Genomic DNA, 15,662 nt, shown 5'->3' with positions numbered 1-15,662 from the left:
GTAAAATGAATATGGCTGCTTATTTCTTTACGGAGGAGGCCTATGCCGTATGGGATGCATTTCCGCTATCTGGAACCCACCTGTTTTGCCGGGTTGCTGGACGATCCGGTGCTTTGGGTCAAGGTGCGTCCCTGGGGGCGGGCATTGTTGTTCGATTGCGGCCAATTACATCATCTGGCCAAGCGTGTACTGAAATCCGTTGCGGCGCTGTTCGTCAGTCATGCGCATATGGATCATTTTATGGGGTTCGATACGCTGGTTCGCCATGTGCTGGTGTCTCCCCGTGTGTTTGACATTTTCGGACCGCCCGGTCTCGCCGACAAGATCGAACATAAGCTATCCGCCTACGACTGGAATCTGCATGAGGCCTTCTGGTGTACTTTTCAGGTGCATGAAGTGTATCCGGATCGGACGTGCCGATGGCTGTTCCCCGGTTCTCGGCAATTCAGGCGCGCGTTCACCGACTGTGTGCCGCGCGAAGATGCCATCGTTTTTGAGAATCGATGGGTGAAGGTTGAAGCCCGACAGGCCGACCACCGGATTCCGGTGCTGGTTTTTCGTGTTACCGAACAACCGGCATTTGCATTGGACAGCAAGCGGGTGTTGCAGGCCAACGTGGTGCCCGGCCCCTGGATCGAAGCATTGAAGCAGCAATTTTATCGCGGATTGTTGGGCAAAGCACCGTTGACGGTATCTAAGACCGTCGGTAGTTGCAATCGTTCGATGGTGATAAAGGATACGCGTCAATTCTACGAATCCGTGATCAAGCGATCGGTTTCACCGTCCATCGGGTATATGACGGATATCGGTTACACCGGGGGCAATGCGAATCAGGTGATCGATTTACTTAAAGGAGTGCAGCTGCTGGTCGGCGAATGTGCTTTTCTTGCGGATCATAAGGAAAAAGCGCGCCAATCCTATCATCTTTGTACGCTGGACATGAACAGGCTGCTGGATAAAATCCGGCCGGGTTGTTATTTGCCCGTGCACTTATCCAAATCGTGTGGTGCCAGGTATCGGGAGCTCTATCGGGAGTTGCAGCCCCCGGCGGGAACACGCTTGCTTCACCTGCCTTTGCGACTGCTCAAGCGGCCTTTATTGCCATGTGAAGTACCTATGGATTGCCAAGGGGAGTGTTGAGGGTGTTTTTTGTGATCTATGCGTAGCGGGTTGGTTCGGATGTGACAAGTTGTTTCGGCTATAGGGGGTGGGAGCGGTGAGAGGGACAAGGCAGGCCCGCCCGGCGATTGACGAAAATCGCCGGGCGGGCTTTTAAGTCAGGGCCACGTGGCTCAGGAAACGAAGTTCATGTCCATGGCGACTTCGGGGTCGCAGCCGAATCGCAGTGCCCCCCAGTGCTTGCCATTGATATAAATAGGCATGGCAAATTCGCTGAGAATCTCGCCGTCATCCCGTTTGTAGGTATGCAGTAAGACCGGGGCGGTGCTGCTTGCCGCGGCCAGACTGCTCGGATCGTCGAAAATACGCTGGTGACGGCTGTGGACGGTGTCGGTCTCGGGGTCACCGGTACACGGCTTCGAACAGAAGCTGTTGTGGGTTGCCGCATAGCCGTTGACGTCGACGCATACGGCGAAAACTCCGCCTTTAAGGTCGCTGACCAGTTTGTCGTAGATGGACTGAAGTTCTTTGGCAAAGGCCTCGGTATAGGCTGTCTGATATTTTTGCGGATCGGTTCCGGCTACCGGCTGGTAGTTGCGATCAAAAATATCGATGCCGCGCTCAAGCATTTTTTCCATGTTTTTACGAATTTTGCTGCGCGCTTTACGCACCTCGCCGACAACGTGCTCCCCATAACCTTTGCCGGTTTTGTAGCGAGCGTTCATACGCTGCAGGTTTTCGGTGATCTGGTAGAGAGCCTCGGTGGAATCCTTGGCTTCTTCCATGGTGTCCGATACTTCACGGCTGATCTGGTTGATGTGGTCGACTTTGCCGTGAACCTCATTGTTGGCGGCGGACAATTCTTCCACCGAAGCCGTGATGCTCTGCAGTTGATCGTCGCTCTTTTCCAGATCCGAGATCATGGTTTTAAAGCTGTCGCATGATTTGCTGACCGCTGCCTGGGTGGCCGAGGCAACGTTGCTGATATCTTCCGTTTCGTTGATGCAGGTTTCGATATGGGCCAGCATGTTGTTGATTTTGTCGGCGATATCTTCACTGGCGGCATTGACCTGCTCGGCCAGGGCTTTAACCTCGTCGGCAACGATGGCGAAGCCTTTGCCGGCCTGGCCGGCGCGTGCGGCTTCGATGGCTGCGTTGAGAGACAGCAAAGAGGTCTGGGTTGCGATGGATTTAATAAGGGATACGATCTTTTTAATGTCTTGCGACTCGGTATCCATCTGGCCGATGGTGACCGTGTAGCCGGCAATCTTTTCCGTCATGGAGTTGATGCTGTTGTTGGTCTCCATGAGTTCCTGGAAGGAGTTTTGGGCCGTTTCCAGGTTGTTGGAGGTTGAGGCGCAGATGTGCTGGGTGTTGGAGGATATTTCCGCATGGGCCGCATTGGTTTGCTGGCTGCTGGCAAAAATATCCTGTGCCAGCGTACCTTGCTCGACGGAATTCCTGGAGGATACATCCACCTGGTTGGAAACTTTGAGCGTATTGACGGCAATCTGTACGCCCATGGTCCGGATATTAAGGAACATCTCCCCAACGCTGCTGATGCATTGATTGAGGGCTTTGGCCATACGTCCGATTTCGTCTTTGCGATCGAGGTTGAGACGCAGGCTGAAATCCCCTTTGCCGACTTTCTCCATGATTTCGGCCGACTCGTTCAATGGACGGGAGATGCCGCGGGTAACGAAAAAGACCAATGTCATGGAGGAGATGATCACCACCACAAGGATGCCAAATGTGGTGTAAAACAGTTTGGACAGAACCTTCTGTATGTCGTCCAGATACAGGCCGGATCCGATGACCCAGTTCCACTGCGGTACTCTTTTAACAAAGGAAATTTTACCGACAGGCTTTGAGGAACCTTCTTTGTGCCAGGCATATTCAAGGAAGCCTTCGCCGTTTTTACGGCAAATCTCGGTTATCTTTACGAACATGCGCATGCCGTTGGAATCTTCTGTGGCCGCCAGCGACTTGCCGTTGAGTTCCGGATCCAGAGGGTGGAGGACCATGCTGGGCTGCATGTCGTTGATCCAGAAATAGTTGTCGTTGGCGAAACGCAGATCCTGAATGATGGCTTTGGCTCGGGCCTGAGCCTCTTCGGTGGTCAGCTGGCCTGTTTTGTCCAGGCGGGCGAAATGTTCCACCTGGCCCACAGCCGACTCTACGACGTGGCGGATTTCATTGCGACGCGCTTCCATGATGTTGTTGCGAAAATGAAGATAGAGCCATGACGCGACCAGGGTGAAAATCAGAATGATGCTGCCGCTGAGTAGAAAGATCTTTGCTGGGATTTTAAGGTCCTTCACGAGTTGCCCCCCTCCCTTTGCCGGTGTTCAGATCCGCTGATGCGGACAGCGTCGTTGCTGCTGAAAGCCGGCTGGATAAAATGGTTTTGCTGTCTGCAAATCAAATCAAGTGGCTGCAAAGGTCATACCGCAGAAAACTGATGTTCGATATCCGAAACTCGGTCGACAGTTTGAGGTTGAATTGGTCTCGTGTTCATCTGGTGGCGTTGTGGGTTCAATCCGCGCGCATTTTTTAGTATTTTAAGGGGGTTGAATCCCCTGCGCGATGGATTGGTTCAGGTGCCGACCGATAGACTGATATTTTTATACACAAAATAGCCATGAGACGCCAGCGGAATCCATGTGAGAATGAAATAATCCGGGATCGAAAATGGACTGGAAGATGGATTTTAATTCACTTTCCCTGAATAAAAAAACATGTGTTATATCGATTAGTTAAGCAATAAGTTTGACGTATTTTAAATGATTTTAAGATCACGTTTAGTTTAATTCATTGGGGTATTCTGTGTATTAGATATGGATTGATGAAATTTTTATCAATGGGTAACCTCGTTGAGGGTTCAAGAAATTGACTCTCGGGGGGAGAAAGTAGGCCATTATTGAGATATTGCATGGATGGAAGTCCATTCTGACGCTATAAAGGCCTCAGCAGCGTGTTTTGGTTTGTCATGTTTCTGACGTCGACAAGGTCAGGTTAGAAGACGTATTTTATTTATACGGTGATTTCCCGGTTTTTCTGAAAAGACAGCTCATATGTATGTTATCGGGAGCGATCTGTAATCAACCTCGAATACGCTGCAACGGTGGTAGCTAAATTTACTCGATCCCCATCTGGTTTCAATAACTTTGATGCGGTGGTGATAAATCCGAAACATATTGACAAAATAGTTTCAAAAGGTTAAATGGCATTACGCTGTTATGCGGTGTGGCGTAGTTTTCTGGCCGTTCGATGGAAACGGTGAGGTGCATGCCGTTGTTTTCCACTTTCAGGGGAGCCGATTTTGGTGGCACGGATAACTGAAAGCGATCTTTTTGAGGCTTGCCGGTTTCTTTTCGGTACTGATATCCAATTGTCGCTGGAGTTTCTTTCGTATCTGCAGCCGAGTGGTGCGAAATCGGCCTATCGGCGTAAAGTCAAAGAGACCCACCCTGACCTGTTCAGTGGCGCCAGTGGTTCCATACAACAATCCCGAACCGAACAGTTCCAGAAACTGGCGGCATCCTATGAAGTTGTCTGCGACTATTTCAAATTGCGTGAAAGTGGGCTGTGGACGCCACCTTCCGTGTCCAAGCGAGCTGCTCCGAAGTCGGCCGCGTCAGCCCCTCGTTCCGCTCCGCCTCGACGGCCTTCCCCCGGACGCCATTTCAGCAGAGGTTATCTGCCGCCTCGCGTATTGCAGATCGGATTGTATCTGTACTATCGAAAATGCATCGATTTCAGGTTGTTGACGGATGCGCTGATGTGGCAACGTCGGCAACGACCGAACCTGGGAGATATTGCGCAGCGCTGGGGGTGGTTGGACGAGAGCGCCATACGTTATATCCTTGGTTTCAGAAAGCTGGGCCGGCGCTTTGGTGAAAAGGCCGTTGGATTGGAACTGCTCACGCAGCGACAGTTGCAAACCCTGCTTTTTTTTCAACGCTCCCAGCAGAAAAAGCTCGGGCAGTTTTTCGTGGAAAAATCCGTGCTGAGCCACGAGGAAATGGAGAAGCTCGCACAAGAGCATCAAGAGCACAATCGCCGGTACGCAAACGGTTCAGGATCTTATTGGTAGGCATCCCTTGCTGCCTCAAGTCGTCATATGTTCCGAAAACGGGCAGGGCCAGCGGTCCTGCCCGTTTTCAGCTATGGCTGTTTTTTCTCTGTTTCTGCTTAAACCTGCCATCTGTTTCGGTGTTTGATAAAATGCCGGAAGACAGCGGGTGACGCATCGTTTCCGTTGCCATCAGGTTCGGTTTTGGCCGGGAGAAATGCTTTGACAAAGATTGGTCGATTTTTTTAGGATGAAGGCCATTTTACTTTAAAGGATACGGGAATTTACATGCAGCTTGCCCAGACACTGCTTAAAGAAGATCTGCAACATATCGAAAGCTGTTTCCGTCAGTATCTGACATCCGATGTGCCTTTGATCCGTCAGATGAGCGACTATATCCTTGCTAGCGGAGGTAAACGCATCCGTCCGGTTCTGTTGCTTCTTTGTGCGCGTTTAAGCGGCTACAACGGAGAACATCGGTATCCTCTGGCGAGCGTCATTGAATTCATTCATACCGCGACCTTATTGCATGACGACGTCGTCGATGGTGCAACCTTGCGACGGGGGCAGGTGGCTGCCAACGTCACCTGGGGCAACGACATCGCCGTGCTGGTCGGCGACTATCTGTTCGCCCGATGTTTTGAAATGATGGTCGATTTCTGCGATCGACGTATCATGCAGGTTCTGGCCAATACCACTTCGCTAATGGCGCAGGGCGAGGTGGTTCAACTCATCAACAGCGGTGATCTGTCTCTTGACGAAGAGCGTTACTTGTCGGTGGTGCGCAGCAAAACGGCCGCTTTGTTTTCCGCTACCTGTCGTTGCGCAGCCATTCTCGGTCAACTGTCCGCTGAAAAGGAAGAGGATCTTGCCGGATTCGGCATGCATCTCGGGGTGGCTTTTCAACTGGTGGACGATGCTCTTGACTATGTTGCGGATCAGAACGAATCGGGTAAACTGCTGGGTCGCGATCTGGCGGAAGGAAAAATGACTCTGCCTCTGATTCATTCCTTACGCCATTGTCAGGGCGAGGAAAGGCAGCAGGTTTCGGGAATTCTGGCCAAGGGACAGCTGCATGCCGAAGATCTGGCCTTCGTTCAAAATCTTATAAATCGTTACGATGGTATCGGGTATACCCAGAGACAGGCTGATTCTTATGTGAAGCAGGCCTGTTTGCGCCTGCAGGGTTTTCCCGATTCGCCTGCGCGCCAGGCTCTTGTCGAGTTGGCGGAATCCGCCGTCCACCGTCGGTCCTGACCCGCGGATCGCATCGGCGCCAAATGCTCTCTCCTTTCCAAACTCTTGGAATGATAACAATTTCCTGCCCTTGACAGCTTATTGTCGATTGCTATCATTAAGCTACCTCTTTCATGTTGGAGTTCTTTCAGCTGAGCCTGTTGCGGATGCTCGCAGCTTTTTAAGAGGTACCCTGGCGCTTCGGATTTTCGGCACAGATCTCCTTGGATCCGGAGCATGTTCCTCATGAGGTTTGCGGCGAAGGGAGACACCCATGACCGGACACCCTCTCGATGCGATTCCGCCGGAGTTGCCCGTATATCCACTGCACGATCAGGTGATATTCCCCCACATGTCCTTTCCGCTGTTCATCGGCAAAGAACATATGGGGTTGGTTGAAGAGGCCTTGCGTAACAACAGACTGTTGGTGGTTCTGACTGTGCTTGCCATCGATCCGATTACCGGACGCGAACAGTTTGCGCGGGTAGGGACTATCTGCCGTATCAATCAGGTGCTGCGGTTTCCCGAAGGCGGATGCAAAATCATTTTGGAGGGCGTCAACAGGGTTCGCCTGATCACCACTTTACAGGTTACGCCCTTCGCCATGGCTTCCGTGAGTCTGATTCCCGAACGGGAAAACCGCAACTCCGTGGCCCAGGCATTGATGCAGAGTATCATCGCTTTGCTGCGTGTAGCCCAATCTCTTGGGCAAATGCTGCCCGAGGATGCACACCATGCCATCGATCGTATCGATGAATCCGGCAAGCTTGCCGACAGCCTGGCTGTATATCTGAACATGGAAGTCAAGGATCAGCAGCGCCTGCTCGAGACGCTCGATCCTCTTGAACGGCTTAAGGATGTTTATCTGTTTCTGACGACCGAGATTCAAAAAATGCAGGCCCGGGGAGGCGGAAGCGCCGACCGGTCGCGGCAGGCCGTTCGCAGTCAGAAAGAACACTTGTTGCGGGAACAGCTTAAACATATTCAAAATCAATTGGGCGAGGAAGATCCCCATCAGGCGGATATCCGACAGTTTCGATCGATTGTGCAAAGCGACGAGATGCCGGAAGTCGTCCGATCCGTAGCGGAAAAAGAGTTGGCCCGGCTCGAGCGGATCAATCCTTCTTCTCCCGAATACACCGTAGCCCGTTCCTATGTCGAATATCTCTGCAATATGCCGTGGCAGCGGGGGACGTCCGATATCCTCGATATTGATCGTGCTCAGCAGACCCTGGATGATGATCATTACGACCTGGTGGAGGTCAAGGAACGCATTCTCGAGTTTCTGGCCGTTCATAGCCTCAAGTCTTCTCTGAAGGGCCCCATTCTTTGCTTCGTGGGTCCTCCCGGCGTCGGTAAAACCTCTCTCGGCCGTTCCATCGCGCGTTCTCTTGGGCGCAAATTTATACGCATTTCCCTTGGGGGGATGAAGGACGAAGCCGAAATCAGGGGGCATCGGCGCACCTATATAGGAGCCATGCCGGGCCGAATCATTCAGGAAATTTGCCGTGCCGGAGCCAATAACCCGGTGTTCATGCTCGATGAGGTCGATAAAATCGGCCAGGATTTTCGTGGCGATCCGGCAGCGGCATTGCTGGAAGTTCTCGATCCCGAGCAGAACTACAGCTTTACGGATCACTATCTCGATGTTCCCTTCGATCTGTCGCATGTCATGTTCATTACGACGGCCAATGTTATGGATACGGTGCCTCCGCCATTACGGGACCGGATGGAAGTGCTGCGTTTGCCGGGCTACAGCGACGAAGAGAAACTGCAGATCGCTTTTAAATACCTGATACCGAAACAGGTTTCTGAAAACGGGCTGGATAAGCATCCCCTGCAATTCGAAGAACAGGCCGTGCTTAAAATCATCAAGAACTACACGCGCGAGGCTGGCGTGCGCAGTATCGATCGGCAGATCGCTTCGGTCTGCCGCAAGGTCGCCAAGGCCGTTGCGCAGGGTAAGGACGCACCAGAGGTCATCCGTTCCGATCAGGTGGAGAAAATGCTCGGTCCACGCAAGTATTTTTCCGATGTGGCGGCCGAGGAAGATCGCGTCGGGGTGGTGACCGGTCTTGCCTGGACCGAATCCGGGGGAGATATCATTTTTGTCGAGGTGTCGACCATGGCCGGTCGCAAAGATCTGACGCTGACCGGCAGCCTTGGTAATGTCATGCAGGAATCCGCCAAAACCGCATTGTCCTATGTACGGGCCCATCACGCCGATTTCGGCATCGATGCCCAAGTGTTTGAAAACCTGGATATTCACCTCCACGTTCCGTCCGGCGCCATCCCCAAAGATGGTCCGTCGGCTGGTGTCACCATCGCAACGGCCCTTATCTCCCAGCTGACCCGGCGACCGGCACGGCGCAATGTCGCCATGACGGGGGAGTTGACCCTGACGGGCAGGATCCTACCCATCGGAGGAGTCAAGGAAAAGGTGTTGGCAGCCAGACGGGCCGGTGTGACCACGGTGTTGCTTCCGGAGCGCAACCGGGAAAATCTCAAAGAACTCGACGATCACATTCTTGCCGAAATGACGGTCCTGCTGGTGGATAATCTGTCCGAGGTGGTCGCTCATACCCTTATCCCGGATACGGAACACGGTCCTCGATTGTTTGACTGTCCTCAACATCTGGCCGTCGATCCGCCATCGGGATCTTGATGCTTGCCTTTTCCCCGGGGCTTGGGTATATACTCGGGGAGTGTCGTCATTACAAAACTTTTAAGAAGAAAGCAGGATATATTGTGCGAGTTCTGATTGGATGGCGGCGGCTGGCCGCCTTTTTTTTATGTTGTCTGTGGGCCTCGACGTGTCAGGCGCAGCCGCTGGCCGATAAGGTAAGGGAACACGTTTTTCCCAACGGTTTGCATCTGCTGGTGGTCGAGCGGCATAACGCTCCTACTTTTGCCGCATATATCACTGTGGGGGTTGGGTCTGTCGATGAAACCAACGGTAACCGGGGCCTGGCGCACTTCCTCGAACACCTGAGATTCAAGGGTACCGAAACTCTCGGTACGCGCAATTATGCAGCCGAGAAGCCGCTTTTGGCGGCGATCGAAGAGACGGGAAATGCTCTGGATCGTCTGCGTCGTACTCCGGATGCCGATACGCAGGAGCTTGCCCGTCTGGAAAAACAACTGCATGCGTTGCAGCAAAAGCACCGGCAATTCGTTGTTACGGACGAAGCCTCCAGTATTTATGCCCGTCATGGCGGCGTCGGTTACAATGCCTTTACCAGCAAGGACTCGACCAGCTATGTCGTTTCATTGCCGTCGAACAAGCTCGAGTTATGGGCTGCGGTGGAATCGGACCGCATGGCTCACGCCGTGCTTCGCGAGTTTTACACCGAACGCGAGGTGGTTCAGGAAGAGCGCCGCCGCTCTTACGACAGTAATCCCGACGGTTTGCTTTATGAGCACCTGCTGGCGACGGCGTTTACCGTGCATCCTTATCGCCATCCCACCATCGGCTGGCCTTCCGACATCCGGAATCTGACTCCCCGGAATGCGCGGGACTTCATGCACAAGTATTATGCCCCAACCAATACCGTCATTGCACTGGTCGGGGCGGTCGATTTTGAGCAAGCCGTATCTTTGGTGGGGAAATATTTCGGTCACTTGTCTGCCGGCACGCCGGTTCCCGATGTGGCCGCGGTTGAACCCGCCCAACGAGGCGAGCGCCGTGTCGAGGTGGTGTTTGACGCCCAACCGAAGCTCCAGGTGGCCTACCACAAACCGACCTTACCCGCGCATGACGATTACGTTTTCGATGTTATCGATCTGTTGCTGAGTCAGGGTCGAACTTCGCGACTTTACCAGAGTCTGGTGATTGAAAAACAGCTGGCAACAGAGGTCTCAACTTACGGCGCGCCGGGTTCGCGTTACCCCAATCTGTTCGTTATCTCTTTGGTGCCGCGTTATCCTCATACCGTGCAGGAGGTTGAACAGGCCCTTTATGGGGAACTCGATCGCCTCTGCCGTGAACCGGCCAGCGAGGAAGAGCTGCAACGGGTTCGCAACCGGTTGCGCGTCGAACAGTTGCGGACATTACGGGAAAACAGCGGGCTGGCCCGGATGCTGACCTATTTTCAAACGGTTGCGGGCGACTGGCGCTATCTTGTGGACTACGACCGAAAGATCGCTTCGGTGACCGCTGAAGATGTCATGACTGCGGCACGCCGCTATTTTGTCAGGGAAAATCGCACGGTGGCGATTCTTGCTCCGAAAGGATCCCGGCCATGAAAAAATACGGGATGGCCCTTTTATGTGGGCTTGTATTGTTGACCGGTTGCGCAGGATCCGGTCGCAGTGTGCATCCGAATGCACTGTCGTTTGCGCCGCTGCAATTTGAGTTGCCGCAGGTCGAGACCTTCCGTCTGGCCAACGGGGTGCACGTATTTTTACGTGTGGATCATGAACTGCCACTGGTTACCGTGACCGCCATGCTCGATGCCGGCAGTGTCAGCGATCCGCAGCATAAAAGCGGTCTGGCCCAACTGCATGGTAGCGTGATGCGTAGTGCCGGTGCCGGTGAGCTTAGCGCAGATGAAGTCGATGTCGCCCTGGAGCGGATGGCTGCCGATATGGCGGTCGGTACCGACCGCTATGCGACGAGTATCCATCTGTCGGTGCAGAGCGATGATCTGGAACAAGGTGCAGGTATTTTGGCGGATATGCTGCGTCGTCCGCGTTTTGATTCCGAGCGTGTCGAACTGGCCCGTCGCCGCATGCTTGAAAATATCCGGCGTCAAAATGACCGTTCCTCGATGATTGCACGTAAAGCCCTGGTATCCGCCCTGTATCGAAACCATGCCCTGGGCGACATTCCGTCCTTGGCTTCCGTCGCTGCCATCACCCACGAAGATCTCAAAACCTTTCACCGGCGTTTTTTCCGGCCGGATAACCTCTGGATTGCGGTTTCCGGAGATGTGGATCGTAAGACCCTGGAGTCGCTACTGTCCGGTTTGCTGGATGACTGGGAAAACGCATCGGATCTGCCGCCTCAGTCTGTCGAGGCCTTGCCTGATCCGGAGCCACCGGTATTGCTGGCTGCTCACAAGGATCTGCCCCAGACCACCGTGCTGATGGGGATGCGCGGCATCGATAAAGACGATCCCGATCTCTATGCGTTACGGGTGCTCGATTTTATCCTTGGGGGGGGGAGTTTCAATTCCCGTATGATGCAGGAAATACGAACCAGGCGGGGGTTAGCTTATTCGGTCTATTCGTATTTCCAGGTTGGGCGTCGCTTGCCGGGATTATTTGTCGCCGGTGCCGAAACCAAAAATTCATCGGTCGCCGAGGTGGTTAGCCTGATGCGCCGGGAGATGGTGAAGTTGGCCCGGCAACCGGTGACCGATGACGAGTTGACGTTGGCCAAGGAAAGCCTTGTCAATTCATTTGTCTTCGCTTTTGAAAATTCCCACGAAGTGGTCAGCCAGACCATGCGGCTGGCCTTTTATGGTTATCCTGAGGATTACCTGAGTCGCTATCGCGAACGGTTGGCCGCAGTTTCTGCCCAAGATGTCCTGGCCGCCGCCCGGCGACACCTGCATCCGGAATCGTTGACATTGGTATTGGTGGGCGATCCCGGGCAGCTTGACGAATTGGCCGGTCAGCTCGAATTGCCCCTGAAACCCGTCGATGTAACGGCTGAATCCGCCCGTCGCGGAGATTGAGGATGGTTCTTCTGTACAGTGAAACGGGGACATCCGATCAAAACCAGGGCGAACCATTGCCGAAAGCGTTCTGGACATTACAGGGTAAGCTTCCCATATCATTGCACAACATCGCGTATATAATGTAATGTAGCGGCAGCCGGCGGCCGAAAGAGCGGTTCTTTTTTCAGGCGGTTAAATATTCGGCGCCGTAAAAACAGGTCAGGTAGAGCCACTGGATATGTGAATTAAGCCGCCGCACCATGGGCAATAGTCCAAAGGGCAGGCTTGAAAGGCTGGATTAACCGTTCGGGCCATGCACACAAGTTTGTGCGTTGGACGCACTTTGAGGAGGCCGAGGTGCCAAACCGGTTTAAGGATAAATTACGCGCATTCCTGCTGCATGATCTGTGGCATTTCGACCCTCACGAGTTGACGCGCAGGCGGTTGTTTCTGATGCGTCAGCTGCAAGTCGCCACTATCGTGGTGCGCGGGTTCGTATCCGATGGCTGTATGCTGCGCGCTTCGGCTCTGACTTACGCCACGTTGCTGTCTATCGTTCCCTTGCTGGCCCTGATGTTTTCTCTCATCAAGGGATTCGGCGGCCAGAATGTGCTGGAACCGCTGCTTTTCAAGATTTTTACTCATGGATCCGGCGAGGTGGTGGGTGCTATCCTCTCCTATATCGAAAATACCAACTTTCGGCGTTTAGGGACCGTCGGTCTGGTGATCCTGGTGGCAACGGTCCTTACGCTGCTGTCCAATATAGAAAAAAGTTTCAATCATATCTGGGGCGTTAAGGAAACACGCAGCCTGACCCGGCGTTTTGCCGATTATTTTTCCGTCGTTTTGCTCAGTCCTTTGTTGATTGTTGCCGCTCTGTCCTTGACAACCACCCTGCGTAATCAGGTATTGGTGCAGCGATTGCTGGAAACGGCTGTGATCGGCGAGGCATTGTTGCTGCTGTTCAATGTGCTGCCCTATCTGGCTGTGTGGGCGGCTTTTACCTTCATGTATCTGTTCATGCCCAACACCCGCGTGCAGCTCGGGCCGGCACTGGTCGGAGGCGTTTTCGGCGGCACTCTCTGGCAATTGGCGCAGTGGGCCTACGTTAACTTTCAGATCGGCGTTTCCAAGTACAATGCCATTTATGGCACGATGGCTGCCTTGCCCATACTTATCGTCTGGCTTTATGTTTCATGGATGATCGTTCTGCTCGGTTTGGAACTGACCTACGCCATGCAGAATGCGACCATTCTGCGCGAGGAATACAGTGAGGAGCCGGTCAGCTTTGCCAGTCTGGAGCGGGTGGCCATGACGATTTTGTTGCTCTGTTCCGCATCCTTTTATGCCAACGATACAGCCTGGAATCATGCACGGCTGTGCTCCGAATTAAAATTGCCGCCACGCCTGGTGCGCTGCGTTCTGGAGAATCTCGTCAGGCTCGGTTTGCTGGCCAGGGTTCAGGTTTCCGCCGAGGATGGTTTCGTCTATCACCCCGGCAGAGCTCCGGAGAACATCGAAGTCACCGCTGTTCTGCAGGCCTTGCGTGAAGACGGCTCAACCCAGCCGCGGAATTTTCGCATGCCCGGCAGGGAACTGGTCACCGATATCGAAGAGACGCTTCTTCACGCTCAGAATGAGGCTCTGGAAGGTTTGACATTTCGGGATCTGGCGTTGAGGAAGCTGGAGTCGGGACCCGGAGGGGCGGCTCTTCAGGAGGGGTAGAGAGTAAAAACACCGTCTTCCAGTACGGCGTAGGAGGGTTGTTTGGTCCAATCCCCGAGAGCAATAAGGGTGTGGCCGTTTTCATGATGCAGCAAAGGTACGTGAAAATGACCCGTGATCACGGTATCATAGCCTTCGGAAAAACGTTGCCGGGCATAGTTTAGCAGGTCGTCGTGCGGCAGGGAATGCCGTTCACGGCCACCGTTTTTGCGGGAACTTTTGGCGCTGGCCCAGCGAGCAATACGCCATGCCGTATCGGGGGGCACCAGCATCATCAGGCGATGGCTCAAAGGATGGCGCAAAACACGACGCAGCACCCTGTAGCCCGTGTCTTTCGGATTGACCAGGTCTCCATGGGCTATGAAGATTTTGCGGCCATCGCGTTCCAACGCACCTCCGTCGGGAAGAATGCGACAATCCAGCGTTTCGCTGAAATAGGGCCCCAGATGAAAATCGTGATTGCCCTCGACGAAGACAAGTTCGGTGCCTGCCTCATGCAGGCGCCGCAGCCTTTCGAGCAGGGGAAGGTAAGCTGAAAATACGGTATGGCGATAGCCCAGCCAGAATTCGAAAATATCGCCCAGCATGACCAGGCTGCGCAGACTGCCGCATTGCCCATCCAGAAAATCCAGCAAGCGCAGGTAAGGTTCATCGCAGGGATCGAGCAGGTGCGTATCGGCTAGAAAAAGATCTTTCATGGGATCCATTGTACCCGTCCTGAAACTTCACAGGGAGGGCGATATCAGGTTGTGTAAGGGGAAACGGGCGCTTCTCGCACGACTCAAAAACAGGCATACGTCTGTGTGCCGGAGAGGCGACCTGCGTCGCACATTTACGGGAGTTTCTAGCGCTTAGTTCGTATAAAAAAGGCCTTTTCCGAATGGAATCCAACTATAAAAGCGGGACAGGGTAAAGTCAAGCCGAACGGCTTTTACGCCAAGGGAGGAAAGAATGCTGACTATTTTGGGGAATATGCACCCCATTGTGCAGGCTTTGCTGGCTACCTGTTTTACCTGGGGGGTAACGTCGCTCGGCGCAGCTGCCGTTTTTCTTGCCCGCCAGCCAAGTCGCAGGACGCTCGATGGCATGCTCGGTTTTGCTGCGGGGGTGATGATTGCCGCCAGTTACTGGTCGCTGCTGGCGCCCGCCATCGAAATGTCGGAAGGGCAGGGCGGGCCTTCCTGGCTGCCTCCGGCCATCGGGTTTTTACTTGGCGGGTTTTTCTTGCGCGGACTGGATATGCTTTTACCGCATTTGCATCGGGGCCTGCCGCGTAGCAAAGCGGAAGGGATTGAGACTTCCTGGCCCCGCAGCACGCTGTTCGTCCTTGCCGTAACGTTGCATAACATTCCGGAGGGCCTTGCCGTAGGGGTTGCTTTCGGGGCCGTGGCGGTCGGACTGGAGGCCTCCAGCCTGACGGCTGCGGTAGCCCTTGCTCTGGGGATCGGCCTTCAGAACTTCCCCGAGGGCGTAGCGGTCTCCATGCCGTTGCGCCGCGATGGTTTGTCTCCGCTGAAAAGTTTCTGGTATGGTCAGCTCTCCGGTTTTGTTGAAGTGGTCGCCGGTGTGATTGGAGCCGCAACGGTATTGTTGGCACGGCCGATCCTTCCCTATGCCCTTGCGTTTGCTGCCGGAGCCATGATTTTTGTGGTGATCGAGGAAGTGGTGCCGGAGACCCAACAAGGTGAGTTCGGCGATTTTGCAACGTTGTGCGCCATGTTCGGCTTTGTCGTTATGATGAGCCTGGATGTCGGTTTGGGCTAAAAACTCGTTTCCGCCCTATAGAAGTGCGTTGTATTTATTTTTTGTGTTCATGTCTATGAACTTTACGGTTTGTCAGGAGG

At 53.8% G+C, this 15,662-nt stretch carries 10 protein-coding genes; 8 read left to right on the top strand and 2 right to left on the bottom strand.

The features are described from left to right. The first annotated feature begins 42 nt into the window (after positions 1-42). Entirely contained in the window at positions 43-1,140 is a 1,098-nt protein-coding gene (locus PCAR_RS10945; RefSeq protein ID WP_011341736.1) for a ribonuclease Z, read from the top strand. 152 nt (positions 1,141-1,292) lie between these two features. Here the strand turns inward: PCAR_RS10945 and PCAR_RS10940 are convergent, their stop codons facing one another. Beyond that, complete coding sequence (locus PCAR_RS10940) at positions 1,293-3,440, bottom strand: methyl-accepting chemotaxis protein (protein ID WP_011341735.1); 2,148 nt, start codon at positions 3,438-3,440, stop codon at positions 1,293-1,295. A 1,004-nt stretch (positions 3,441-4,444) separates the two neighbouring features. Here PCAR_RS10940 and PCAR_RS10930 point away from each other — a divergent pair. The 6 genes from PCAR_RS10930 (at position 4,445) to PCAR_RS10905 (ending at position 13,818) form a co-directional block, all read left to right on the top strand. Beyond that, positions 4,445-5,215 carry a J domain-containing protein gene (locus PCAR_RS10930; RefSeq protein WP_011341732.1) on the top strand — a complete coding sequence of 257 codons (771 nt, stop codon included), beginning with the start codon at positions 4,445-4,447 and terminating at the stop codon, positions 5,213-5,215. Between the two features lie 267 nt (positions 5,216-5,482). After that, positions 5,483-6,451: a polyprenyl synthetase family protein gene (locus PCAR_RS10925; protein ID WP_011341731.1), complete on the top strand. Its 969-nt coding sequence runs from the start codon at positions 5,483-5,485 to the stop codon at positions 6,449-6,451. A gap of 253 nt (positions 6,452-6,704) precedes the next feature. Then, complete coding sequence (gene lon / locus PCAR_RS10920) at positions 6,705-9,095, top strand: endopeptidase La (protein WP_011341730.1); 2,391 nt, start codon at positions 6,705-6,707, stop codon at positions 9,093-9,095. Between the two features lie 83 nt (positions 9,096-9,178). After that, complete coding sequence (locus PCAR_RS10915; protein ID WP_011341729.1) at positions 9,179-10,675, top strand: M16 family metallopeptidase; 1,497 nt, start codon at positions 9,179-9,181, stop codon at positions 10,673-10,675. After that, complete coding sequence (locus tag PCAR_RS10910; RefSeq protein WP_011341728.1) at positions 10,672-12,111, top strand: M16 family metallopeptidase; 1,440 nt, start codon at positions 10,672-10,674, stop codon at positions 12,109-12,111. The genes PCAR_RS10915 and PCAR_RS10910 overlap by 4 nt, the downstream gene beginning before the upstream one ends. Positions 12,112-12,450: 339 nt before the next feature. Then, positions 12,451-13,818 (top strand): YihY/virulence factor BrkB family protein, encoded by a 1,368-nt coding sequence (locus tag PCAR_RS10905; RefSeq protein WP_011341727.1) that lies wholly within the window; start codon positions 12,451-12,453, stop codon positions 13,816-13,818. Here the strand turns inward: PCAR_RS10905 and PCAR_RS10900 are convergent. Next, the gene (locus tag PCAR_RS10900; RefSeq protein WP_052643396.1) at positions 13,806-14,525 is read right to left on the bottom strand and encodes a UDP-2,3-diacylglucosamine diphosphatase; all 720 of its coding nucleotides are present in this window, start codon (positions 14,523-14,525) and stop codon (positions 13,806-13,808) included. The two genes, PCAR_RS10905 and PCAR_RS10900, sit on opposite strands and share 13 nt — an antisense overlap. Positions 14,526-14,769: 244 nt before the next feature. On the opposite strand from PCAR_RS10900, the gene PCAR_RS10895 reads away from it, so the two are divergent. Continuing rightward, positions 14,770-15,582, top strand: a complete 813-nt coding sequence (locus PCAR_RS10895) for a ZIP family metal transporter (RefSeq protein ID WP_011341725.1) — start codon at positions 14,770-14,772, stop codon at positions 15,580-15,582. Positions 15,583-15,662: the final 80 nt, after the last annotated feature.

The organism is Syntrophotalea carbinolica DSM 2380, assembly GCF_000012885.1.
GTDB lineage: Bacteria > Desulfobacterota > Desulfuromonadia > Desulfuromonadales > Syntrophotaleaceae > Syntrophotalea > Syntrophotalea carbinolica.
The sequence above is the reverse complement of the archived record's forward strand: the minus strand, read 5'-3'. Positions and strand labels throughout refer to the sequence as shown.

Bases quoted from the DNA above. Each gene is read 5' to 3' on its own strand.
- PCAR_RS10945 (WP_011341736.1), top strand. From the start codon at position 43: ATGCCGTATGGGATGCATTTCCGCTATCTGGAACCCACCTGTTTTGCC.
- PCAR_RS10925 (WP_011341731.1), top strand. From the start codon at position 5,483: ATGCAGCTTGCCCAGACACTGCTTAAAGAAGATCTGCAACATATCGAA.
- lon (WP_011341730.1), top strand. From the start codon at position 6,705: ATGACCGGACACCCTCTCGATGCGATTCCGCCGGAGTTGCCCGTATAT.
- PCAR_RS10910 (WP_011341728.1), top strand. From the start codon at position 10,672: ATGAAAAAATACGGGATGGCCCTTTTATGTGGGCTTGTATTGTTGACC.
- PCAR_RS10900 (WP_052643396.1), bottom strand. From the start codon at position 14,525: ATGGATCCCATGAAAGATCTTTTTCTAGCCGATACGCACCTGCTCGAT.
- PCAR_RS10895 (WP_011341725.1), top strand. From the start codon at position 14,770: ATGCTGACTATTTTGGGGAATATGCACCCCATTGTGCAGGCTTTGCTG.